A 22,490-nucleotide genomic window follows, 5' to 3' on the forward strand; every position below is an offset into this window, starting at 1 on the left:
CATAATGGCTTTTATAATGATTAAATATTCTTGATTCTGCTTTCAAACAAGGCAGTAATCTCATTTAAAGAATAACTATTTAAGCATTGCTTTGGGGTTAAACCGCCCTTTCTTCCAATTAGTACTCCGTAATGCATATCATGGAATCCTTCCTTTCTGTGCGCATCAGGATTTATAGAGAGCAACACTCCCTTTTCTAATGCATAACGATGCCAGCGCCAGTCAAGATCAAGCCTCAATGGGTTTGCATTAATTTCTATAACAACATTATTGGCAGCACAAGCGTCAATAACTTTTTTGTAATCAATAGGGTAACCTTTTCTGCTCAATAATAGTCGACCAGTAGGGTGTCCAAGAATGGTTGTATAAGGGTTTTCAATTGCTGTAATGATTCTGGAAGTAGCTTTCTCTTCATCCATTCTCAAAATGCTATGGACCGAAGCAACTACAAAGTCGAACGTTTTAAGAATGTCATCACTATAATCTAATGATCCATCATATAAAATATCACTTTCAATGCCTTTGAAGATCCGGAAAGGGGCAAGCTTAGCATTTAAAGCATCTATTTCCTGATGTTGAGCATAAATACGTTGTTCATTTAATCCATTTGCATAAAAGGCAGATTTAGAGTGGTCGCACATACCCAGATATTCCAGCTGTAGATTTTCTTTACAGAAAAGTGCCATTTCTTCCAGTGTATGAACACCGTCGCTCCAGGTAGAGTGGTTATGTAAAGAACCCTTTAAATCACTATACGTTATTAATTGAGGAAGTTTGTTTTCTTTAGCAAGCTCAATTTCATTTAACCCTTCTCTTAATTCAGGCTCAATAAAGGCCAATCCTGCTTTTTGATAGATTTCATGTTCAGAGCTGAAAGGACCAGAACCAGCAAGTGCCAAAACGTCGTTAACATGCTTTTCATTTCCAGTAAGTTTAAACCAACTGAGGTAAAAATCACTCTTAGATACAACTTGCAGTTTTATCTTTAATCCAGATTCACTATGGGCCAGGTAAATGTTTTCAGATTGAGGTTCAAAATTGATCGATTTAAAATCAACAATTCTGGCTTGCAACTCTTCAGGACTATCTGCACCAATAATCAGTTCTATTTCTTCAATAATCTCTAAGCAGCGACGGTAATCTCCTCCAATGCTTAACAAAGGATCACCGCTAATCGTATTTAACCATACAGCAAGTTCAGAGTAGAGTTTGTTTACAGGGCCTTCCGTTTGAGCATATAGGAATTTACCCTGTGCAGCCATTTTAAATTCAATGATCTTCCTGATTTCCTCCTGAGTTTTTAGTCCAAATCCTTTAGCTTCAATCAGCCTGTTTTCATTACAGGCATAGTAAAGTTCCCCTATATTTTCTATGCCAAGATCTTTCCATATTACAACAATCTTTTTTGGTCCGATTCCTTTTATGCCCAGCATTTCAACTATGCCTTCCGGTGTTTGAGTAAGTATGGTATCCAGTTCAACCATGGATCCTGTTTCCAACAGTTCCCATACTTTTGCAGAAATACTTTTACCTAAACCATCAATCTGGCCTATTTCTTCAAGGTTTTTATCTTTAATAGCAAAAGGTAATTTATCAACTTTAAAAGCAGCATTTGCTACTGATTTAATTTTAAAAGGGTTCTCATTGTGGAGTTCCATCAATTGAGAAAGTAAGCGTAAAGTACGGGCGATCGTCTTATTTTCCATTAAGAAAATTTTTTTATTATTGTATTTTAATCTCAAACGGCATTCTGGTTTGAATCCCAGATCTTGATATTGCTGATTTTATTTGTTGATAAATGGTATAATTAGCACCAAGTTCCTGCTTAGCGTAATACATCTTAATTTTATCTGTAGTGCTTTCCATTAATGATTTAAATGGATCCAGCATTTCAGGATATTCTACCACACTATAATCTTTTATTTTTGCTTTTTTAGCAGCAGCAACGATGGCTTGGTTAAAGTTGCCAGTTCTGTCGGCCAGACCAATTTTAACGGCATCAGTACCAACCCATACTCTTCCACCTCCAACGCTGTCAACATAAGCTTTTGTTTTTTTACGTCCATCAGCTACACGTGTAATGAAGCTATCATACACACGGTTCACGTCATTTTGAATAATCAAACGCTCGCCAGCAGTCATAGGGCGGTCTGTGCTCATTATATCTGCGTACTTTCCTGTTTTAACACCATCGAAAGTAATACCTAGCTTTTCGTTATATAATTTCTGTAAGTTTGGAATCACACCAAATACACCAATAGATCCGGTTATGGTATTGGGCTGTACAAAAATTGAATCGGCTGCACAAGCAATATAATAGCCGCCAGAAGCAGCTACGTCACCAAATGAAGCAATTACAGGCTTAACTTTCTTGGTCAGTACGATTTCTCTCCAGATCACATCAGAAGCTAATGCACTACCTCCTGGTGAATTTACCCTTAGCACAATGGCTTTTACACTGCTGTCTAAGCGGGCCTTTCTAACTGCTCTGGAAATCCGTTCGGAACCAATCTGCTGATCAGAACCTTCACCTCCAATGATGTCACCATTTGCATAAATTACTGCAACTTTGTTTTTAGCAGAATTATCCTGGTCATCCGAAAAATTTCTGGCGTATTCATTAATGGTGACTGCAGATATGTTTCTTTTTTTATCTTTTCCACTTAAGGATTTCAGTTCATCAATAATTTCATCTTTATATTTCAAACCATCTACCATTTTATAGGCAAGAGCATCTTGAGGCTGCTGGATCTTATAGTCATCCGCAATCTGGTGCAGGATAGGGGCACTGATATTTCTGCTTTTTGATATTCCATCAAGATAAGTTTCGTATAGACCATTCAGATAAGCTGTTACCTGCTCCCGATTTTTATCACTCATTTTATCTGTAAAGAATGGTTCGACAACACTTTTATAGTTCCCAACCCTGATGATTTGGGCTTCAATGCCTAATTTGTCCAACGCACCTTTAAAAAACATGGTTTGAGATTTCAGACCTTTAAATTCTAAGGCGCCTTCTGGGTTTAAGTAAACTTTATCCGCAACGGAAGCCAGGTAATAAGCACCTTGAGTGTAAACTTCACTATATGCTATTATTTTCTTTTTACTGGTTTTAAAGTCGAGCAATGCATCCCTTATCTCGCGCATAGTCGCAAAACCTGCCTGTGGAGAGCTAACGCTAAGGTATATACATTTGATGTTGTCGTCGGTTTTAGCCTCACGCAATGAACGTATTATATCATTAAAACCTATACTTTTGTTTCCTTCAGAACCAACAACCGGCAGTTTTGAAAATGGATCTTCGGTTGTGCGCTCAGTTATGGTCTGATCCAGATTAAGAAAAAGAACAGAGTTGCTGCTAACGTTAACCTTGTTCTCCTTAAGTGAGGATTTTACAATACCCACAATAAGTACAATGAAAAATACTAAAAACAGAGCGAGTGAAATGACTACTCCAACAACTGTTGCAAAAACATACTTGAAAAATTCTCTCATGTGCCAGGTAAATATTTATTTTGTAAAGATAAGTAAACGATATGAGTTTACTTTTTAAATTGGGCTTTATATGGAATTGGATAATGAAAATGTTTATTTGTTACTGGGGAGTAATTTAGGAAATCGAAAAGAATTGATAGATGCCGGTTTAAAGCAGATAGAACTAAGTATTGGCCATGCTTTTGGGACTTCTTCTTTTTATGAAACAGCAGCCTGGGGAAAGGAAGATCAGCCTTCATTTTTAAATGTTGCGGTGGGAGTAACAACCCGATTAAGCCCGGTTGAAGTATTGGACACAGCTTTGAAAATCGAATCAGAACTAGGTAGAGTAAGACATGAGAAATGGGCTGAACGATTGATTGATATTGATTTGATATTTTATGGTAATGAAGTAGTTGATATGGGAGAGCGTTTACAGATACCACATCCACAGATGCAATATCGAAAGTTTGTATTGGAGCCCCTTGCAGAAATTGCCTCAAATTATGTACATCCAGTGCTTCAGCTTAAGGTATCAGAAATATTAGAAAGATTAAATGATAATTTGTCGGTATCAAAAGTATAAAATCAGTATTTTTGTTTATGATGATAAACGTAGAAAAAAATAACGAACCATTAGATCTTTCTTATTTAAGGGATATGTCTGGGGACAGCGCTGAATTTATCATAGAGATGATAGATATGTTTAAAATCCAGACTCCATTATACATCTCTGATCTGGGCAAGGCAATTGAGGACCAGGATTGGCCAAGAGTATCAAATTGTGCTCATAAAATAAAGCCAACATTTGCTTATGTAGGCAGAGAAGATGCGAAAGATCATATGCAAATGATGGAAAACAATGCCAGAGATCTTAAAAACATTGAGGGATTGCCAACAGCATTTCAGGAAATTAGTTCATTCGTAGAAATTCTGTATGCACAGCTTGATGAAGCAAAGTTAGACCTGGAAAAACAGCTTTAAGCTATGCTTTAAGTTGTCGGAAGTGAAGAACTGACAGACCAATATACAGTACCAGAATTAAGGGGACAGCTGCAAACTTTAATACCGCAACAAGCAATACAGATAAAATAAGGAAAATGTACTTTATTTTGTTCTGTGCCCAGCTTGTAGAACTGAATTTAAGAGAGAAGATTTTTATCTCACTTACCAATAGCCAACTTACCAATACAATTAGTCCAACCAGCAAAGGTGCAGAACCGATTATTTCAGGATAATCTTTCTGAATAAATGGTAATGACACAATGAACAATGTATTCATCGGTGTGTTTAGCCCTATGAAATCTTCAGTTTGTCTGGTGTCTATATTGAATTTAGCTAATCTTAAAGCAGAAAACGCAGTAATAACAAAGCCAAAATAAGGTAAGTAGGGAGAAGAAAAGTCACTTTGACTTAACAGTTGAAACATCACTACACCCGGTAAAAAACCAAAACTGATTACATCCGCTAAAGAATCCAACTCTTTGCCAATATCAGATTTTACATGTAGCAATCTTGCTGCAAAACCATCAAAGAAATCGAATATTCCAGAAAGCAATACAAAATAAGCAGCGGTTTCAAGGTCGCCATTAAAGGCATAAACGATACCGATACAACCTGAAAATAAGTTAGCGCAGGTAATAGCATTAGGAATGTGTCTTTTCATATGAATTCAGGAGCAAAGATTAAGGAACAAAGATAAAGGAATAAAGAGAAAGGGGTAAAGAAAAAGGAGCAAAGAACAAAGACTGTGTTTCTGGTCCTGGTTTCCTTGCTCCTTAATCATTAAGATATTATATCCGTTAGCTATTCATTGAAATCAAGAATTCTTCATTGGATTTAGTGCCTTTTATTTGTGCTTGAACAAATTCCATAGCTTCCTGAGCATTCATGTCGGCCAGGTGATTACGTAAAATCCATACGCGTTGTAACGTATCTCTGTCGTGTAACAGATCGTCTCTACGAGTACTTGACGCCGTGATATCAATAGCTGGGAAGATACGTTTGTTAGATAACTTACGATCTAACTGAAGCTCCATATTACCAGTACCTTTAAACTCTTCGAAGATTACCTCATCCATTTTAGAACCAGTATCAGTTAATGCAGTTGCAAGTATGGTTAATGAACCACCTTTTTCAATGTTACGAGCTGCACCAAAGAAACGCTTAGGCTTGTGTAATGCATTAGCATCAACACCACCCGATAGGATTTTTCCTGAAGCAGGAGCAGTGGTATTGTAAGCTCTTGCTAATCTTGTGATCGAATCTAATAGAATTACTACGTCATGACCACATTCAACAAGTCGTTTTGCTTTTTCAAGAACGATGTTTGCAATTTTAACATGTCGCTCAGCCGGTTCATCAAAAGTAGAAGCAATTACTTCGGCTCTTACACTTCTGGCCATATCTGTTACCTCTTCCGGACGCTCATCGATCAATAAAATGATCAGATAAACCTCTGGGTGGTTTTTAGCAATAGCATTTGCAACTTCTTTCAGCAAATTGGTTTTACCTGTTTTAGGTTGGGCAACTATTAAACCACGCTGACCTTTACCGATAGGAGTAAATAGGTCGATGATACGTGTAGAATAATTATTGGTTTCTGTAAAAAGATTTAATCTTTCAGTAGGAAACAAAGGTGTAAGGTAATCGAATGGTACGCGGTCCCTAACATCGGCAGGTATACGGCCATTGATTGTTTCTACTCTAACCAATGGGAAATATTTCTCTCCCTCTTTTGGCGGACGGATACTACCTTTAACGGTATCACCAGTTTTTAATCCAAATAGTTTAATCTGCGACTGAGAAACATAAATATCATCAGGAGATGAAAGATAGTTGTAGTCGGCAGATCTTAAGAAACCGTATCCATCAGGCATAATTTCAAGAACACCCTCGTTAGTGATGGTATTGTCGAAATCAAGGTTAGAATAACTGTTCTCGTTTTGTTTATGCGGACCGTTGTTATTCTGATTTTGGTTTTTAGGCCTGTTGTCTGGTTGTCTTTGTTTTTTATTGTGATCATTGTTGCCTGGAGCAGCAGTTTTTGCTTCCGGAGAAGTAACCGCAGGTGTATCCGTTACTGGAGCAGCAGTTTCCTTCTCTTCAGTTACTACAGGTGCTTCATAAGATGATTCCTGTTTGTTGCCATCGGCAAATTTATTACTGTCTCCAAATCCCTTTGGTTGTGGTTCAAAAAGCGAAGCCCTGTTAAATGGTCTTTGCATTTTTTCTTCCGTTTCTTTTGGATTCGAAGAAATACGTGCTCTTTTTCTTGCAGGCTTATCCCCTTGTGCATCTTTTTCACCGTCATCAGTCGGTAAGGCTGTAGAAACTTGTGCTTTCACATGACGTTCCTTTACAGCTGGCACTGGTTCTGTTATTTCTTGTACTACTTCTACATCAGTTTTTGCCTCTACTTCAGCAACAGCCGCTTTTTTTGCCTGGCTGGCTTTAGCAGGTGTAATTTTTGGAGTAGATTCTTTCACCGCTTTAGTTTTTGTAGCTTTTACGGGAGGTGCTATAGGGGCGGGGTCTGCCTCGGCTTGTTGCTCTGTTATTTGGGCAATAATTTCAACAAGCTCAGCTTTACGCAATTCATCCGCATTTAGAATGCCTTGAGTTTTTGCTATCTCACGCAATTCTGCCGTGAGTTTTTCATTTAATTCCGTTTTATTAAACATTTATATGGATGTAGAGAAAATTTTAAAAGGTAATTGTATAATTAAACTAAAATCGGATTTATCAATTGTTGAATAATCAGTTATATTCTTCATATATATCAACCAAAATTGACCATTTGAACAAAGCAAAAAATGCAGTTATAAAAGGCGTTGTAGAACAAAATTTTATGAGATTTTCTGGAATGGTCAGATGAACTTTAGAGAATTATGTTGCAATTGTATGTATTTGAAATTGATTCTCCAAGAAAAATTTGAAATTGTTTGTAATTATTTTGATGAAAAGTTTTATAAATGGCCGGAAATCATCTTGAAAATTAACATCTTTGTAGCCGTAATTTAGCCTCAGATGAATAAAAAACAACTATTTGAACAAATTAAAATTAAGAAATCGTTTCTATGTGTAGGTCTTGATCCAGTATTGGAAAATTTACCAAAACACTTGTTCAAATATGATAATCCCGTACTTGAGTTCAATAAACAGATCATAGATGCAACTAAAGATCTTTGTGTAGCCTATAAGCCAAACACTGCTTTTTTTGAATCAATGGGATTGAAAGGATGGGAAAGTTTAATTAAAACCTGGGAATACATCCCTCAAGATATTTTTACAATTGCTGATGCGAAAAGAGGTGATATAGGGAATACCTCAGCTATGTATGCTGATGCCTTTTTTAATCAGGAAAAATCGGGAATGAGTTTCGATGCAATTACTGTTGCTCCTTATATGGGTAAAGATTCGGTTGGACCTTTTTTAAACTATGCGGATAAATGGGTCATCTTACTTGCTTTAACATCAAATGCTGGTCATAGTGATTTTCAACTTCATCAAACACCAGAAGGTAAACTTTATGAAGAAGTAATTAGAATCTCTTCTCAATGGGCAAATAGTGATCAGTTGATGTATGTAGTTGGCGCTACCAGAGGTGCAGAATTTGAAAATATAAGAAGATTAGCTCCAGATAACTTTTTGTTGGTGCCAGGTGTTGGTGCACAAGGTGGAAGCATGGCTGATGTTTGTCAGTATGGATTAAACAGTGAGTGTGGTTTGCTGATCAACTCAGCCAGATCTATTATTTATGCCAGTAAGGGGGAAGATTTTGCTGAAAAGGCTAGAGAAGAGGCTTTAAAACTGCAACAGGAAATGGAGCAGATTCTGCTGGCTGCAAAATTGGTATGACCAAAAAAATAGATTTAAAGCTGGTTCTTGCACTAACTGGTGTAGCTTTAATATGGGGTACTACCTATTTAGGCATAAGGGTGGCAGTAGAAACTATACCACCCTGGTTTGTAGCAGCGTTCAGACAATCTATTGCAACAGTTATTTTGCTCATCATTCTTTTGAGAAAAAATGAGCTGACATGGAAAGGCTGGGCACATGCAAAACGACAGATGATCTTGTCGTCACTTATGATTGTTGGAGCCAATGGATTAACTACAGTTGCAGAACAAACTGTGCCAAGTGGCTTAACTTCCTTACTAACTTCACTTAGTCCGCTATTTGTATTTATCGCTAGCGTTGCTCTTGGATTACAGAGACCAAGCCTGAAGGGGTTTGCAGGTGTTCTGATTGGATTTCTTGGTGTAGCATTTATTTTCAGAGAAGGGATAAGTGAACTGCTCGATCCCAACTATAAAACGGGAATCACGTTTCTGTGCTTTGCCATATCTGGTTGGACAATTGGTACGATCTATATTAAAAAGTATAATCAAAAGACAGATAACATATTCCTGGATCTCTTTTATCAGTTTGCTTTTTCGGCTGTAGTTCAATTTATCCTGGCCCTGATTTTTTCTAAGGATACTGATGTTTCAGATTGGAGTATGAACAGTATGTTAGCTATAGCATACCTGGCTATCTTTGGTTCTGTTATTGCTTTTTTCTGTTATCACTATGCTTTGAAAAAGGTGAGTGCTACTGAAGTCTCTATTCTTAACTATTTCAATACCGTAATTGCATTATTCCTGGGTTGGCTTATTTTAAATGAAGTTATTACTGTAGATATTCTCATAGCTACCATACTTATTATCATAGGAGTTTTCATCACTAATTATAAAAGTAAAAAAGAACAAGTTTAATTTGTGGAGCAAATGGTCCCTTTAGGTTAAGTTCACATAAATGGATTTTAACGAGGACTTTTTACACTTTATTTGGAAATATAGGCTGTTTAACTCTAAGAAACTTGTTTGCAGTGATGGTGAAGAATTACAAGTATTACATCCTGGGTTTCTAAACACCCATGCTGGCCCTGACTTTAGTGATGCAAAGTTGATTATAGATCAGACGGTCTGGGTTGGCCATGTAGAGATTCATCTTAAATCATCAGACTGGTTGTTGCACGGACATCAGAATGATGCTTTTTACGATGCTGTTATTTTACATGTGGTTTATGAGCATGATAGCCCCATTTATCGTACTGACGGCAGTTTGGTTCCGGTACTTGTACTTGAAGGATTGTTTTTAAATCGGATATTGGACAACTACAAGGCGCTTATTGCAAATGCAAATTATTTTCCCTGCGAACGTCATATTGGTTCTTTAGATCAAATTCATATTTATTCCTTCTTATCAAGAATTGTTGTTGAACGTTTTGAGCAGAAAGCGGAAGAAGTATTTGAAAAACTCAATAGCAATCGTGGGGATTGGGAGCAGGTGTTTTATTGTTTCCTTGCCAGAAATTTTGGTTTCAAAGTAAATGCTGTTCCGTTCGAATTACTTGCAATTGTAATGCCTCTTCATATTCTTTCTAAGCATAAGAATAATGCATTGCAAATAGAAGCACTTTTATTTGGGCAGGCAGGTTTTTTAGAACAAGAGTTTTTTGAAAGTTACCCATTGCAGCTACAAAGGGAGTATTTATTTTTAAAGAAGAAATATCGTTTAGTTCCGATGAATGCAGCTGTATGGAAGTTCTTGAGAATGCGTCCTCAAAATTTCCCTACTGTTAGAATTGCACAATTTGCTGCATTAATTGTAAAGTCAAGTCAGCTGTTCTCAAAAATGCTAAGGATGGAGAGACTTTCAGATTTACATGCCATTTTCAATGACTTACCTGTAAATGATTATTGGCTAACCCATTATCATTTTAATAAAACAACAAATCGGGTTGTTGTTCAACCAGGTAAAGGAAGTATTGATAATATCATCATCAATACTGTCTGTCTGTTTTTATTTTGCTATGGGAAATATACAGATCAATCAGGATTGTCGGATCGGGCATCTGATTTTTTAGAAAGGATTCCATCAGAATGTAATGTTATTGTAAATCAATACAATAGTGCTGGTTTTGATGTTCCTAATGCTTTAACTTCGCAAGCCCTGCTTCAATTAAATAAATACTATTGCAATGAAAAAAAATGTTTAAATTGTACTTTGGGTTTGAAAATTTTAAAAAAATAAAATGTTCCAGCAGATTGTTACCTTTTTTGAAAAGCGGAGTTTTGGTGTATGTACCTATCTTGCCGAGCGGTTAAACATATCTATTAGTAAAATCAGATTGTTTTTTATTTATGCATCTTTTCTTGCTGTGGGTTTCCCCATTATATTTTATATACTGGCAGCCCTTGTTTTGGATGTGAGGCATTATATAAAAAAGATTAGACTATGGGTTTGGGATGTTTAATTAAACACTCAATATATCAGCAATTTCATTAAAGCCTTTTTCTTTGGCCAGATCTGCTGGTAATTTGCCGCCTTCCATTCTTACATCAACTTCTGCATCATGTTCAAGTAACAGGATGATCAATTCAATATTCCCCAATTGTGCAGCTGCATGAAGTGGAGTGAAGCCTGCCTGTTGCATTACATTTACATTAGCTCCGGCATTGATCAGCATTTTTGTGATATTGACATTTCCAGAAGCAACTGCAGAGTGTATAGGAAAAACATTGAAGCCGTTTTGAGCTGGTGTATTTACATTAGCACCTCTTGAAATTAATAGCTTAACTATTTCTTCATTGCTAAAATAAGCAGCTAAGCCAAGAGCGGTAAAGCCATCTTTGGAAAAACTATTTACAGAATTTGGATTACGTTCGGTAAGAAAGTCTGTTTCTTCTAATTTACCTAATGCCGCAGCTTCAAAAAGATTGATTTGTTTAGCGAAATTGGCTATTAATCCAGCAATCTGCGGTTTTTTAAAATAACAAGCCAATAAGATTGGTGAAATGCCATGGCTGGTGTCTTTACTGGCTTCACCTGGATTTTGAGTTAAAAAATCAAAAATATCCTGTCTGTTGCCTGTTTCAATTAATGTTTCAAGATCCGCCATCGCTACTATTAAATTTCGGCTAAAATTGAGTAAATAATTTAATATAGGCAAATGAGCTTAATTTTTTAAATTGAGTTCATGAAATGTTTACGCAATTTATCTAAGTTTGTTAATTATTAAAATCAGTCAATAAAGATGTCGGTAAGGGGAAATCAATTTAAATCAAATTCATTCAAAAATGAGACAGGAGACAAGAAAAGCTCTAGGTCAACTGAACCCAGACCATTCAAAGAAAGGATAGATATTTTGCCTCGTCTGAATTTTCAGGACGGGAGGCTATTTAAGATCATTGGACTTTTATTCCTGATCTTATCCCTTTATTTCCTGATTGCTTTTACCTCGTATCTGTTTACCTGGCAGGAAGACCATAGCTATGTAATAGATGCTAATGGAGGATGGGATAATCTATTCAAAACTTACGAAGAACTACAGCAAGTTAACATTCCGCCGGTAGTACAAAACTGGCTTGGTAAAATAGGCGCATTACTATCACACCAATTTATTTATGAATGGTTTGGATTGGCCTCTTTTCTATTCGTTTTTGTGTTTTTTGTAATTGGTTACCGACTGCTTTTTAAGGTGAAGATCTTTTCAATTGAAAAAACATTAGGTTACAGTTTGTTCTTTTTATTGTTTCTATCGCTGACATTTGGCTTTGCACATGCATTCTTTACTAACACTCCTCATTATATAGAAGGGGAGTTTGGTTATTGGACAAATAAGTTACTGGTAGCACAAATTGGGATAGCAGGAGTAGGTGGATTGATCGCTTTTTTAGCATTAACCGTATTGATCATTGCTTACAACATAGATTTTAAAATTCCAACACGTACAAAGAAAGAAGGAAGAAATGATGATTTTGGTGTGATACCAGATGTGCCGGAAAATGTAGAACTGGAAGATGAAGTTAGATCAGAGCCAGTAGAATTTACAGTCAATGACAAGTTAGGTAATCAGCGTAAACGTGAGCAGAATATAGTGATCACACCATCCAGGTTTGAAGAAAAGGAAGTTGAAGAGATCATTCCTCAATTTACACCTGCTGTAAACGTAATGACTCCTCCTCCAGCGGTAGTTAGTCCTCCGTTTGAGACTGTCCCGCCAAAAGTTGAACCACAATTAACCATTGAAAAGACCGAAGAAGAAAAGAAGTCTGATGAATTGGTAGAGCAGTTCGGTACTTATGATCCAACTTTAGACCTCTCTAGTTATGTATATCCACATTTGGATTTATTAGAAAATTATGGCTCTAATAAGATTTCAGTAGACTCAGAGGAACTTGAAGCCAATAAGAATAAAATTGTTGAGACGCTTAACCATTACAATATCGAAATTGATAAGATCAAGGCAACTATTGGTCCAACAGTTACCCTTTACGAGATTATACCTGCTCCGGGCGTACGTATATCAAAAATCAAGAACCTTGAAGATGATATTGCATTAAGTCTGGCAGCATTAGGCATCCGTATTATTGCCCCAATGCCTGGTAAAGGAACTATTGGTATTGAAGTGCCTAATATGCATCCGGAAATGGTTTCAATGCGAAGTATTCTTGCAACTGAGAAATTCCAGCAAACAACTATGGATTTGCCTATTGCAATGGGTAAAACGATTTCCAATGAAGTCTTTATTGGTGATTTATCAAAAATGCCTCACTTACTGGTTGCAGGAGCTACGGGGCAAGGTAAATCTGTTGGTATCAACTCTATTCTGGTCTCTTTACTTTATAAAAAGCACCCATCTCAGCTTAAATTTGTATTGGTTGACCCGAAGAAAGTAGAGTTAACACTATTTAATAAAATTGAGCGCCACTTCTTAGCTAAATTACCCGGAGAGGCAGATGCTATTATTACAGACACGAAAAAGGTAATTAATACTTTACAATCATTGTGTATCGAGATGGATCAACGTTATGATCTGCTGAAAGATGCACAAGTAAGGAATTTAAAAGAGTACAATGAGAAATTTATCAAGCGTAAGCTGAACCCTAATAATTCACATAGATTCTTGCCTTATATTGTTTTGATTGTGGATGAGTTTGCTGATTTAATGATGACTGCAGGTAAAGAGGTAGAGCAACCAATTGCACGTTTAGCACAGCTGGCCCGTGCGGTAGGTATTCACCTTGTTCTAGCTACTCAACGCCCATCTGTTAATATCATTACAGGTACTATTAAAGCTAACTTCCCAGCCAGGTTAGCATTCAGGGTATTGTCGAAGATAGACTCAAGAACTATCCTTGATAGTGGGGGTGCAGATCAGCTGATTGGTCGAGGTGATATGCTTTTATCAACTGGGAATGACCTGATCAGGTTGCAATGTGCTTTTGTAGATACACCAGAGGTAGATCGTATTTCAGAGTTTATCGGAAATCAGAGAGGCTATCCTGAGGCTTACCAATTGCCTGAATATATTGATGAGGCTGCAGAAAATGCAAAGATGGATTTTGATGCGTCAGACAGAGATTCTATGTTCGAAGATGCTGCACGTTTAATTGTATTGCATCAGCAAGGCTCAACATCTCTAATTCAGCGTAAATTGAAATTAGGTTATAACAGAGCCGGTCGTATTATTGATCAGTTAGAAGCTGCGGGAGTAGTTGGACCATTTGAAGGCAGTAAGGCAAGGGAAGTATTAATTCCTGATGATTATGCTTTGGAACAGTTCTTGAATGAACTTGGCAACAAATGAAATTAAAAGATAAGATGATGAAGAGATTTATGTTGCTGTTGGTAACAGTCATTGGATTTGTACCTGTTGTAAATGCACAAACTGATGCGAAAGCAAAAACTATATTAAATGAAGTTAGTAAAAAATACCGCTCTTATAATATCGTAAAGGCTGATTTTTCTTTACTGATAGAAAGTAAACAAACTAATTCCAAAGATACTCAGCAAGGCACTTTGTATGTAAAGGCCAATGCGAATAAATATAAGGTTAGTATGACTGGTCAGGAAATGATTAGTGATGGTAAAACACTCTGGACTTATCTGAAGGAGGAAAAAGAAGTTCAGGTTACTGATGTTAATACGAGCGATGAAGCGCTGAATCCTGCGAAAATATTCACTATTTATGAAAAGGGGTTTAAGTATTTATATACTGGGGATAAAAAAATAGGCACTAAAGTTTATCAGATTATTGATCTGACACCTACTGATATTAATAAATCGTATTTTAAAATACGATTAACGATTGATAAAGCAGCGAAGCAAATCGCGAGTGCACTTATATTCGAAAAGAATGGAAATAAGTATACTTATGATGTGAAGTCATTCGTAGCCAATGCTAAGGTGCCTGAATCTATTTTCACATTCGATGCTAAGAAATTTCCTGGAGTCGAGGTTGTAGACTTAAGGTAATTTTTCTAAGTTTGAAATACATGCTTGGAACAGAAATATTTTGAAAGTAACATTTTTAGGAACGGGTACTTCCCAGGGCATTCCTGTTATTACCTGCAAATGTGCAGTTTGTCAGTCACCAGATTATCGTGATAAACGGTTGAGGGTTTCTATTTTGATAGAAACTGCTGATAAGACTATCGTGATAGACAGTGGTCCCGACTTCAGATATCAGATGCTCCGGGCAGGTGTGCAAGATCTGGATGCCATACTGTATACTCATGAGCATAAAGACCATGTAGCTGGACTAGACGATATCCGTCCTTTCAATTATCTGTTAAAAAAGAATATTGATATTTATGCAACTGAAAGAGTGCAACATGCATTAAAGCGTGAGTTCTCCTATATCTTTGCTGAGGTTCATTATCCTGGATTACCACAAATCGATATACATACTATTAACGATCAGCCTTTTTATATTGGTAATTCTGAAATTATTCCACTGGATATAATGCACTATAAATTACCAATTCTAGGTTTTAGAATAGGTGATTTTACTTATATCACTGATGCTAAAACTATTTCTCAAGAGACCTTGGAGAAAGTTAAGGGCTCACGTTACCTGGTAGTAAATGCTTTGCAACACGAACAGCATATTTCTCATTTCACATTGGATGAAGCCATTGATTTTGCACAAAAGGTTGGGGCAGAGACTACTTATTTCACACATATTAGCCATAATTTAGGGCTTCATGCAGTTGTGGAAAAAGATTTGCCAACAAATATCAAATTAGCATATGACGGGTTGACAATATTATCCGAATAAATATATATTTGCAACACCAAAATACCCAGGTGGCGAAATTGGTAGACGCACCAGCTTGAGGGGCTGGCGCCGGCAACGGTGTGGGAGTTCGAATCTCCTCTTGGGTACAGTTCAAAATAAACTCGCTAAGGGCATAAATTGGACTTTGAACATTTCAAAGTCCAATTTTTTTTTAAAATCACTGTTTTCGATATCATCAAGCTTGTTCAAGGTGTTTTTCGTAAAGGTTTTTACAATTGCGGGCCATTAGAGGATTATCTTTGAATATTTTTTATTCAAAGATAGCCTGTGTAGATAAACTTCTAGTTTATAATGGGTTATAGTCACATGGCTACTAATGCATGTTTGTAGCGCTCAGCTAAAAATCAGTCATTCATCTTGAAGTCACTGATCCTGAAATTGGATACATATGTCAGTAAAATGGATACTTTTATCAGACCGTGTTAGCCGAATTTTGTACCACAATCAAAATTAAAAAAATGAATACACAAAAAGTATGGTTTATCACAGGTGCATCCAAAGGGATGGGGCTTGAAACTGCCAAACTGGTATTGGCAAATGGCGACAAACTGGTAGCTACTTCACGGAATGTTAACGAACTCATGAGCAGCCTTGGCGAAGCTAGCGAAAACTTTCTTCCTCTGGCATTAGATATTACCAAGGACGGAGCCGTTAGCGATGCCATATTCAAAAGCATTGTACATTTTGGAAGGTTGGACGTGGTATTAAACAATGCCGGCTATTATCTGGTGGGGAGCTTGGAAGAAATTTCTGAAGAAGAATTCCGTAAAACGCAGGAGGTTAACGTTTTTGGAACGGTGAACATTATTCGTCATGTCCTACCGCACCTCAGAAAACAGCAATCCGGACACATCATTAACATAGCTTCAAATATGGGTTATATTGGTTACGCCAATACCGGAAGTTACAATGCGGCTAAATTTGCTGTTGTAGGTCTTTCAGAAGCATTGGCACAAGAAGTCAAACCCTTTGGCATTAAGGTTACTGTGGTGGCTCCAGGTATGTTCCGTACTAATTTCATGTCTGATTATACGCTAGTTGTGGCCAAAAAAGATGTGATCGGTTACGGTAAAAAAGAGCATGCAGCCATGTTGAGCAGTTTTAACGGATACCAACCAGGCGATCCAAAAAAACTGGCACAAGCACTGAATGCAATCGTAAAAGCAGAAGAGCCTCCCGTTCATCTTGTTCTTGGACCAGACAGCTACAACTCTATTCTGGAACACCGGAAAAACGAGCAAACTGAAATGGAACAATGGAAACACCTTTCATTTTCCACCAACTTCGATTAATTGGTTAAATTTGAGTAAATGAAGAAGACAGATCAATCACCTTACCAGATCAGTTCGATTTCTGAACTGCATCGTTTATTTGCACTTTCAAAGCCTGATCATCCTTTGGTAAGTGTGATTGATTTTGCACTGCTGAGCTACAAACACAGTGATGTATGGAAGCATTTTACGAATGATTTCTACTGCATAGCCATAAAAACTGGTACAAATGGTAAATTCCGTTACGGGCAACAGGATTACGATTTTGAAGAGGGGATCATGACATTCACTAAACCAGGACAGGTGTTCTCGGTACGAGAAACAGGCGGAAAACCGATTAATGGCTACATGCTGGTATTTAAGCCAGCGCTCATCCAGAATTATCCCTTAGCAAAGCATATTAAAGATTACGGTTTTTTCTCCTATTCTGTTGCAGAGGCACTCCATTTATCGGTAAAAGAAGAAGAAATTATTTTCTCCCTCCTGAAACAAATGCAGCAGGAGCTAAAAAACAATATCGATCAATATAGTCAGGATGTGATGGTTTCGCATGTAGAGTTACTACTTAGTTACTCAAATCGCTTTTACAACAGGCAGTTCATTACCAGAAAGGCTGTACATCACGATCTTTTAACAAGGTTAGAAGAAATCCTTACTGGCTATTTTGAAAATGATAAAAAGGCTATGCCTACGCTTCCCAGTGTCAAAATACTTTCCGAAGAACTTAATCTTTCTGCCAATTACTTAAGTGATATGTTGCGTAGCCTCACCGGACAAAGCACCCTGCAGTATATCCACAATCATATCATCGAGGCAGCAAAAGTGTTACTTTCTACAACAAGCCTTAATGTTAGCGAAATTGCTTACCGCTTTGGATTTGAGTATCCTCAGTCTTTTAATAAGTTATTTAAGAAAAAAACCATGCAAACCCCTTTACAGTATCGCCAGTCATTTAATTAATTATTCTTACTCATGTTTTTGAATAATTGGTTGGATTTTCTATTTTTGTATCAATCAATACAAAAATGATTATATCAATGAAAGGAAGACCTACATTATTTGAGAATGCCGAGTTGGTGACCAAAGCGCAACAAATTTTTTGGAAAAAAGGATATACAGCAACCTCGCTAAACGATTTGTTGACTGCTACCGGAGTAGGTTCCGGTAGTTTTTACAACAGCTTTAAAGGAGGAAAGAAGGAAGTTTTCAGCGCCGCAATTCAACAGCGGAGGGAAGCATTTAATGATTTCAGAAAAATACTGGAAAGAAGTGAGTTTCCGTTGACGTTAATAAAAGATTTTTTCAGGAGTATAGCCAAAGCAAACCAAACAGATCATTTTAAAGGCTGTATCATAGCAAACACAGTTGTAGAAATGACTTTTATTGATGATGAGCTGGAGGCAGATGCCATTCGAATACTAAAAGATGTGGAGCAGATGTTTGTGAGTGCAATTGAAAGAGAAAAGGAATTCGGTCACCTGCAAAATCCATTATCATCGCAAGTTTTGGGTAGATACCTAATCACTTTCTGGTGTGGCCTTAATACCCTCAGAAGGATTTATCCTGATGAAAAAGTACTCGCAGTGCAGGTAGAAATGCAGCTGGATATTTTAGCTTAATTTTTTTGAATAATTATGTATTGAACGATACAAAAATAAAAATAAGATGGATTTAAAACTAAAAGGAAAAAGAGCGTTTATCAGTGGCGCGACACAGGGAATTGGATTTGCTATTGCCCAACAATTACTAGCTGAAGAGGCTGAGGTCATTATAAATGGTCGTGAAGAAGCAAAAATGAATGCTGCAGTTGCGGCTTTACAAAAACAATTTCCAAATGCAATTGTATCTGGGATTGAAGCTGATTTCTCTGTTAAAGCACAGGTAGAAGCCCTGTTAAGTCAATTAAGTGATATCGATATTCTGATTAACAATGTTGGGATTTTTGATCTGAAAGATTTTGCGAAAACTACCGATGACGATTGGTATCACATGTTTGAGGTCAATGTCATGAGCAGCGTAAGATTATCAAGGGCCTTATTGCCAAAGATGCTCAGCAAGAACAGGGGAAGGATCATTTTTATCAGCAGTGAGTCGGGTGTTAATGTTCCGGATAATATGATACACTACGGAATGACCAAAGCCGCAATGATGGCGGTAGGCAATGGCTTATCGAAATTAACCAAAGGTACAGAGGTTACGGTAAACACTATTTTAGGCGGGCCGACTTATTCTGATGGCGTAGCTAAAACCGTTGAACATATTGCAGGTATACAAAATATGAGTGTGGAGCAGTTAAAAGTTGGTATCATGCAACAAACGAATTCCCATTCGCTATTGTCACGCTTTATTGAACCGACAGAAATTGCAAACCTGGCTACCTATCTTTCCAGTCCTTTGTCGTTAGCTACAAACGGAGCAAGCCTGAGGGCTGATGGTGGTGTTTTGAAGACACTTTGATCTTGTTTTCAGTAGTTAATTCAAATAAAGTATTAGTTTTATAATGTGAAACTTGAGGTTATATAACTTCAATATAAACCAAAACTACAATCTCTCATATTTGCCAACTTTTTTGTTCTAAAGTAGTCTTGTCAAGGTATCCTTTCAAAGATTACCTTGACAACGCCTAGAATTTTAAATGAAATTTTTCCGCTGCAAATCCTCAATTATGGGTTCAATAAGCAACAAAAAGAGATTTAAATGTTCAAAGTATTCCTGCTCATGGTTCAGTCTGGTAAGGGGGAAGAGGAGATTAGCTTAGAACTATTTTATCATCCATACATTTCATACAATGTATTAAAGATCAATCCATCATTATCATGTTGTTGCCAAAAGTCCTGTATGGTATATATAGTTTCGAAACTTTTTTTTTCAGGTCCAAATTGATAGTCAGTGAGAATACAGATTTTCTTAATAGGTGATTTGTCAAGCGCTGTTTTTAATAGTTTATCGATGTCAGCCTTATATTGATCCAAGAACCTAAATCTGAACTGTTGACTTGCTCCGCTATCATAAACTGGGCTATCCAAATTGTTGATTGGTATTGTGATTTCTTCATTTGAGTCAATACTCCAATTGATTATCTTGCCGGCATAAACTCCACCATCTTTTTGATTTTTAAAGTCAGGGTTACCAACATGAACTATAGTTCCACTTTGTTGTCGAAGCAATTCATAAAAAAGTCCCCGATGACTTTCAAGCTTATTTTCTTCAATTATTGTAATCTCAAAGTCAGTTTGGTTCAATCCAAGTCCTGTCGAATTAAATGAAGCTATTTCTATTGTAGGCATTGCTATTTTATAATGAAATATAGATGTTTAAATATATGTAATTCACTATTAACTCATAAGTTTCATTATACATTTTGGATTCTTCTTCAAATTTAACGTTGCATTGATTGTTTTCTTTAAATTTGGAGTATCAGCACCTATATTGAAGAAATCAGAGGTATCTTAGCTGCAGCCAGACAAAACGCTTACACTGCTGTGAACGCAGCAATGGTTGAGGCATATTGGCTTATCGGAAAACGTATTGTTGACCAAGAACAGCATGGTGAAGAAAGAGCCGTTTATGGAGAAGGTATATTGAAGGAACTTTCTAAAGCGCTGACAGCTGAATTTGGCAAAGGTTTTTCTTACTCTAATTTATATAATTTCAGACAGTTTTACCTTACTTATCCTGAGCAAAATAAATTCTACACACTGTGTAGAAAATTGACATGGAGCCATAATCGGTTAATAATGAGGGTGGAAAATGAAGGGGCTAGGACATATTATTTGAATGAAGCGGCTGAACAGAACTGGAGTGTTCGAACTTGAGTTAGGAAAGGGCTTTTCTTTCGTGGGTAGGCAATTTCGAATCAGTGCTGAGATAGATCACTTCTATATTGATTTGGTCTTTTATAATTATTTACTTAAATGTTTCGGGCTAATTGATTTGAAAGCTGGAAAGCTTACTCATCAGCATGTTGGTCAAATGGATATGTATAGACGGATGTTTGATGATCTAAAAAAACCAGAAGGCGATAATCCAACAATAGGTATTATTCTTTGTACAGAAAAAAGTGAAACAGTAGTTAAGTATTCTGTGATCAACGATAATCCAAGACTCTTTGCTACTAAATACATGCCTTATCTACCTACAGAAGAAGAACTGATTGCAGAAATAGAACGGGAAAAGGTAAAACTTAACCTCTTTAATAGTTAAAAGATTAGTTCTCGTATTTGCCAACTTTTTTGTTCTATTATAATCTGGTCAAGGTGTTGTAATCGAAAATCACCTTGTATTTCGATGTCTGCTCAAATGAATTTTTTTCGTTCCAAATCCTCAATTATAGGCTCTATAAGTAATAAAAAGCGATTTAAATGTTCAAAGTACTCCTCCTGATCGGTACTGTTATGTAAAGTCTTGTAGCTTTATTGCCTGCAAGGCTTTTTTATTTTAACAATACAAATTTACATACAATTTTAGCTCGGAAACCACATGCCTAGTAAAGCGCTTTCCATACACATGATATAAAAGGAGCTGAGAAAGCTGTTGACAGAGCGGAAAGGTACGCGGTAAATTCTCAAATAAAGACGTAAAACAAGACACTAAAAAAGCCTCTCATCTCTGAAAGGCTTAATTTAAAAAGCTGTTATAAGAATTAATCCTCTTTTAGAGGTTGATCATCTTTAGATACTTTTACTTCAACTTTAGTTGCTCCAGCTCTTGCAGCTGAAACCGACTTCCCAATTTCAGTTAATCCTTTTGATTCGTAAATCTTCATTGCTGTAACGACATCAATTGCTTGTCTGGTCTGTTCTTCCGGAATTGGCACAAATGAAAGAAAGTTTAAAGTTACCCCCTTCGTTTTTAACAAATCATTTACGTTTTTCAACAACTCAGCTTCAAACTCATTTTGATTGAAATCCACGATGTCTTCACTTAGCAATAGATCTCTGGCAATTTCTTTAATTCTTTTGTCTATCACCGAGTTTTCAGCAGTCTCATAAGCTTTTGAGCTATTCACCTCACTATCGCTGTCACTATTCATTTTACCTAAGTACTTAGCCTCGCCAATGTATAATTTCGCATCAGTTATCGAATAATCATAAGTAACTTCAATCTTCGCCATCACCCGGTTTTTAAATGCACTTTTAAAAACACTCTCCCCCTGCATTGGATAATCGGGTACTGTAATTTTATAAGAACACATTCCAACCCCTTTAGGTACAGTTTCTCCAGCTTTAATTAATTCCCAACTCACGCCACAATTACTAGTATACAGGGTTTGCACATTTGATTGAGCACGGTCACAGGAGGTAAAGAACATAGCCATAAGGCCGATACAAATTGTTGTAAATAAATTTTTCATCGTTAATTGTTTTTGATTCGTTTGATTAATAGGTAAGAAATGTAGATCACGGCAATTGGACATAATACACCAATAGTTGTGAAAAATAAGCCAGCACTGGCATAATATCTGCCGACAATATAAACCTGATACCAATAGTTAATCAGGGAAACTGCTATTACAGAAATCAAAATGTAGAGTGTTATTTTCATGTTTCTAAATTATAATTTCTTATTGATTACGGCTTAAATTAATTCAATTGTATGCTTATTCATTTTTA

Annotated in this window: 23 protein-coding genes and 1 tRNA gene; 16 read left to right on the forward strand and 8 right to left on the reverse strand. The window is 36.6% G+C overall.

Annotated features, from left to right (window positions below; all coding sequences use genetic code 11):
- Window positions 1–20 precede the first annotated feature (20 nt).
- Both WC623_RS16135 and sppA read right to left on the reverse strand, forming a co-directional pair.
- Entirely contained in the window at window positions 21–1,706 is a 1,686-nt protein-coding gene (locus tag WC623_RS16135) for a helix-hairpin-helix domain-containing protein (protein ID WP_372852924.1), read from the reverse strand.
- Between the two features lie 16 nt (window positions 1,707–1,722).
- Window positions 1,723–3,495, reverse strand: coding sequence for a signal peptide peptidase SppA (sppA, locus tag WC623_RS16140; RefSeq protein ID WP_372852926.1), 1,773 nt, complete (start codon window positions 3,493–3,495; stop codon window positions 1,723–1,725).
- A gap of 70 nt (window positions 3,496–3,565) precedes the next feature.
- Here sppA and folK point away from each other — a divergent pair, with 70 nt between their 5' ends.
- Together folK and WC623_RS16150 are read left to right on the forward strand one after the other, a co-directional pair.
- Window positions 3,566–4,060, forward strand: a complete 495-nt coding sequence (folK, locus tag WC623_RS16145; RefSeq protein WP_372852928.1) for a 2-amino-4-hydroxy-6-hydroxymethyldihydropteridine diphosphokinase — start codon at window positions 3,566–3,568, stop codon at window positions 4,058–4,060.
- Window positions 4,061–4,077: 17 nt separating this feature from the next.
- Complete coding sequence (locus WC623_RS16150) at window positions 4,078–4,458, forward strand: Hpt domain-containing protein (protein ID WP_372852930.1); 381 nt, start codon at window positions 4,078–4,080, stop codon at window positions 4,456–4,458.
- A gap of 1 nt (window position 4,459) precedes the next feature.
- Here WC623_RS16150 and pssA read toward each other — a convergent pair whose 3' ends face one another.
- Complete coding sequence (pssA, locus tag WC623_RS16155; RefSeq protein ID WP_372852932.1) at window positions 4,460–5,140, reverse strand: CDP-diacylglycerol--serine O-phosphatidyltransferase; 681 nt, start codon at window positions 5,138–5,140, stop codon at window positions 4,460–4,462.
- A 136-nt stretch (window positions 5,141–5,276) separates the two neighbouring features.
- Window positions 5,277–7,157 (reverse strand): transcription termination factor Rho, encoded by a 1,881-nt coding sequence (gene rho / locus WC623_RS16160; protein ID WP_372852934.1) that lies wholly within the window; start codon window positions 7,155–7,157, stop codon window positions 5,277–5,279.
- Between the two features lie 346 nt (window positions 7,158–7,503).
- On the opposite strand from rho, the gene pyrF reads away from it, so the two are divergent.
- From pyrF to WC623_RS16180, 4 genes are read left to right on the forward strand one after another with little or no spacing between them, the layout of a single operon-like run.
- On the forward strand, window positions 7,504–8,334 hold the full coding sequence (gene pyrF, locus WC623_RS16165; RefSeq protein ID WP_372852936.1) for an orotidine-5'-phosphate decarboxylase: 831 nt from the start codon (window positions 7,504–7,506) through the stop codon (window positions 8,332–8,334).
- Complete coding sequence (locus WC623_RS16170) at window positions 8,331–9,233, forward strand: DMT family transporter (RefSeq protein WP_372852938.1); 903 nt, start codon at window positions 8,331–8,333, stop codon at window positions 9,231–9,233. The genes pyrF and WC623_RS16170 overlap by 4 nt, the downstream gene beginning before the upstream one ends.
- Before the next feature lie 40 nt (window positions 9,234–9,273).
- The gene (locus tag WC623_RS16175; RefSeq protein WP_372852940.1) at window positions 9,274–10,554 is read left to right on the forward strand and encodes a DUF2851 family protein; all 1,281 of its coding nucleotides are present in this window, start codon (window positions 9,274–9,276) and stop codon (window positions 10,552–10,554) included.
- A 1-nt stretch (window position 10,555) separates the two neighbouring features.
- Entirely contained in the window at window positions 10,556–10,777 is a 222-nt protein-coding gene (locus tag WC623_RS16180; RefSeq protein WP_372852942.1) for a PspC domain-containing protein, read from the forward strand.
- On the opposite strand, the gene WC623_RS16185 is transcribed toward WC623_RS16180, so the two are convergent.
- Window positions 10,778–11,422: an ankyrin repeat domain-containing protein gene (locus WC623_RS16185; RefSeq protein WP_372852944.1), complete on the reverse strand. Its 645-nt coding sequence runs from the start codon at window positions 11,420–11,422 to the stop codon at window positions 10,778–10,780.
- A gap of 135 nt (window positions 11,423–11,557) precedes the next feature.
- On the opposite strand from WC623_RS16185, the gene WC623_RS16190 reads away from it, so the two are divergent.
- The 8 genes from WC623_RS16190 to WC623_RS16225 all read left to right on the forward strand — a co-directional run bounded on the left by WC623_RS16190 (window position 11,558) and on the right by WC623_RS16225 (window position 19,335).
- Window positions 11,558–14,113 (forward strand): DNA translocase FtsK 4TM domain-containing protein, encoded by a 2,556-nt coding sequence (locus WC623_RS16190; RefSeq protein ID WP_372852946.1) that lies wholly within the window; start codon window positions 11,558–11,560, stop codon window positions 14,111–14,113.
- 14 nt (window positions 14,114–14,127) lie between these two features.
- Window positions 14,128–14,781, forward strand: coding sequence for an outer membrane lipoprotein carrier protein LolA (locus WC623_RS16195; RefSeq protein WP_372852948.1), 654 nt, complete (start codon window positions 14,128–14,130; stop codon window positions 14,779–14,781).
- Window positions 14,782–14,821: 40 nt separating this feature from the next.
- Window positions 14,822–15,586, forward strand: coding sequence for an MBL fold metallo-hydrolase (locus tag WC623_RS16200; RefSeq protein WP_372852950.1), 765 nt, complete (start codon window positions 14,822–14,824; stop codon window positions 15,584–15,586).
- Between the two features lie 23 nt (window positions 15,587–15,609).
- Window positions 15,610–15,693 (forward strand) — tRNA-Leu (locus WC623_RS16205).
- 372 nt (window positions 15,694–16,065) lie between these two features.
- The gene (locus tag WC623_RS16210) at window positions 16,066–16,899 is read left to right on the forward strand and encodes an SDR family NAD(P)-dependent oxidoreductase (RefSeq protein WP_372852952.1); all 834 of its coding nucleotides are present in this window, start codon (window positions 16,066–16,068) and stop codon (window positions 16,897–16,899) included.
- A gap of 18 nt (window positions 16,900–16,917) precedes the next feature.
- Window positions 16,918–17,838, forward strand: coding sequence for an AraC family transcriptional regulator (locus WC623_RS16215; protein ID WP_372852954.1), 921 nt, complete (start codon window positions 16,918–16,920; stop codon window positions 17,836–17,838).
- A 77-nt stretch (window positions 17,839–17,915) separates the two neighbouring features.
- A complete protein-coding gene (locus tag WC623_RS16220; protein WP_372852957.1) occupies window positions 17,916–18,497 on the forward strand; it encodes a TetR/AcrR family transcriptional regulator in 582 nt (193 codons plus the stop codon).
- A 46-nt stretch (window positions 18,498–18,543) separates the two neighbouring features.
- A complete protein-coding gene (locus tag WC623_RS16225) occupies window positions 18,544–19,335 on the forward strand; it encodes an SDR family NAD(P)-dependent oxidoreductase (protein ID WP_372852959.1) in 792 nt (263 codons plus the stop codon).
- A 311-nt stretch (window positions 19,336–19,646) separates the two neighbouring features.
- Here WC623_RS16225 and WC623_RS16230 read toward each other — a convergent pair whose 3' ends face one another.
- Window positions 19,647–20,165 (reverse strand): hypothetical protein, encoded by a 519-nt coding sequence (locus WC623_RS16230; protein ID WP_372852961.1) that lies wholly within the window; start codon window positions 20,163–20,165, stop codon window positions 19,647–19,649.
- 195 nt (window positions 20,166–20,360) lie between these two features.
- Between WC623_RS16230 and WC623_RS16235 the strand changes: the two genes are divergently transcribed.
- The gene (locus tag WC623_RS16235; RefSeq protein ID WP_372852963.1) at window positions 20,361–20,693 is read left to right on the forward strand and encodes a DUF1016 N-terminal domain-containing protein; all 333 of its coding nucleotides are present in this window, start codon (window positions 20,361–20,363) and stop codon (window positions 20,691–20,693) included.
- Window positions 20,656–21,081: a PDDEXK nuclease domain-containing protein gene (locus WC623_RS16240; RefSeq protein ID WP_372852965.1), complete on the forward strand. Its 426-nt coding sequence runs from the start codon at window positions 20,656–20,658 to the stop codon at window positions 21,079–21,081. The genes WC623_RS16235 and WC623_RS16240 overlap by 38 nt, the downstream gene beginning before the upstream one ends.
- A 439-nt stretch (window positions 21,082–21,520) precedes the next feature.
- Here the strand turns inward: WC623_RS16240 and WC623_RS16245 are convergent, their stop codons facing one another.
- Together WC623_RS16245 and WC623_RS16250 are read right to left on the reverse strand one after the other, a co-directional pair.
- Window positions 21,521–22,231, reverse strand: coding sequence for an SPFH domain-containing protein (locus WC623_RS16245; RefSeq protein WP_372852967.1), 711 nt, complete (start codon window positions 22,229–22,231; stop codon window positions 21,521–21,523).
- Between the two features lie 2 nt (window positions 22,232–22,233).
- A complete protein-coding gene (locus tag WC623_RS16250) occupies window positions 22,234–22,422 on the reverse strand; it encodes a hypothetical protein (protein ID WP_372852969.1) in 189 nt (62 codons plus the stop codon).
- Window positions 22,423–22,490 lie beyond the last annotated feature (68 nt).

Origin of the sequence: Pedobacter sp. (genome assembly GCF_041645105.1) — a bacterium.
Classification (GTDB): domain Bacteria; phylum Bacteroidota; class Bacteroidia; order Sphingobacteriales; family Sphingobacteriaceae; genus Pedobacter.

Excerpts from the sequence above, each read along its gene's own strand:
- WC623_RS16175 (WP_372852940.1), top strand. The coding sequence starts at position 9,274 with ATGGATTTTAACGAGGACTTTTTACACTTTATTTGGAAATATAGGCTG.
- WC623_RS16210 (WP_372852952.1), top strand. The coding sequence starts at position 16,066 with ATGAATACACAAAAAGTATGGTTTATCACAGGTGCATCCAAAGGGATG.
- WC623_RS16250 (WP_372852969.1), bottom strand. The coding sequence starts at position 22,422 with ATGAAAATAACACTCTACATTTTGATTTCTGTAATAGCAGTTTCCCTG.
- folK (WP_372852928.1), top strand. The coding sequence starts at position 3,566 with ATGGAATTGGATAATGAAAATGTTTATTTGTTACTGGGGAGTAATTTA.
- WC623_RS16215 (WP_372852954.1), top strand. The coding sequence starts at position 16,918 with ATGAAGAAGACAGATCAATCACCTTACCAGATCAGTTCGATTTCTGAA.
- WC623_RS16230 (WP_372852961.1), bottom strand. The coding sequence starts at position 20,165 with ATGCCTACAATAGAAATAGCTTCATTTAATTCGACAGGACTTGGATTG.
- pyrF (WP_372852936.1), top strand. The coding sequence starts at position 7,504 with ATGAATAAAAAACAACTATTTGAACAAATTAAAATTAAGAAATCGTTT.
- pssA (WP_372852932.1), bottom strand. The coding sequence starts at position 5,140 with ATGAAAAGACACATTCCTAATGCTATTACCTGCGCTAACTTATTTTCA.
- WC623_RS16180 (WP_372852942.1), top strand. The coding sequence starts at position 10,556 with ATGTTCCAGCAGATTGTTACCTTTTTTGAAAAGCGGAGTTTTGGTGTA.
- sppA (WP_372852926.1), bottom strand. The coding sequence starts at position 3,495 with ATGAGAGAATTTTTCAAGTATGTTTTTGCAACAGTTGTTGGAGTAGTC.
- rho (WP_372852934.1), bottom strand. The coding sequence starts at position 7,157 with ATGTTTAATAAAACGGAATTAAATGAAAAACTCACGGCAGAATTGCGT.
- WC623_RS16150 (WP_372852930.1), top strand. The coding sequence starts at position 4,078 with ATGATGATAAACGTAGAAAAAAATAACGAACCATTAGATCTTTCTTAT.
- WC623_RS16195 (WP_372852948.1), top strand. The coding sequence starts at position 14,128 with ATGATGAAGAGATTTATGTTGCTGTTGGTAACAGTCATTGGATTTGTA.
- WC623_RS16240 (WP_372852965.1), top strand. The coding sequence starts at position 20,656 with ATGAAGCGGCTGAACAGAACTGGAGTGTTCGAACTTGAGTTAGGAAAG.
- WC623_RS16190 (WP_372852946.1), top strand. The coding sequence starts at position 11,558 with ATGTCGGTAAGGGGAAATCAATTTAAATCAAATTCATTCAAAAATGAG.
- WC623_RS16170 (WP_372852938.1), top strand. The coding sequence starts at position 8,331 with ATGACCAAAAAAATAGATTTAAAGCTGGTTCTTGCACTAACTGGTGTA.
- WC623_RS16135 (WP_372852924.1), bottom strand. The coding sequence starts at position 1,706 with ATGGAAAATAAGACGATCGCCCGTACTTTACGCTTACTTTCTCAATTG.
- WC623_RS16220 (WP_372852957.1), top strand. The coding sequence starts at position 17,916 with ATGAAAGGAAGACCTACATTATTTGAGAATGCCGAGTTGGTGACCAAA.
- WC623_RS16185 (WP_372852944.1), bottom strand. The coding sequence starts at position 11,422 with ATGGCGGATCTTGAAACATTAATTGAAACAGGCAACAGACAGGATATT.
- WC623_RS16245 (WP_372852967.1), bottom strand. The coding sequence starts at position 22,231 with ATGAAAAATTTATTTACAACAATTTGTATCGGCCTTATGGCTATGTTC.
- WC623_RS16225 (WP_372852959.1), top strand. The coding sequence starts at position 18,544 with ATGGATTTAAAACTAAAAGGAAAAAGAGCGTTTATCAGTGGCGCGACA.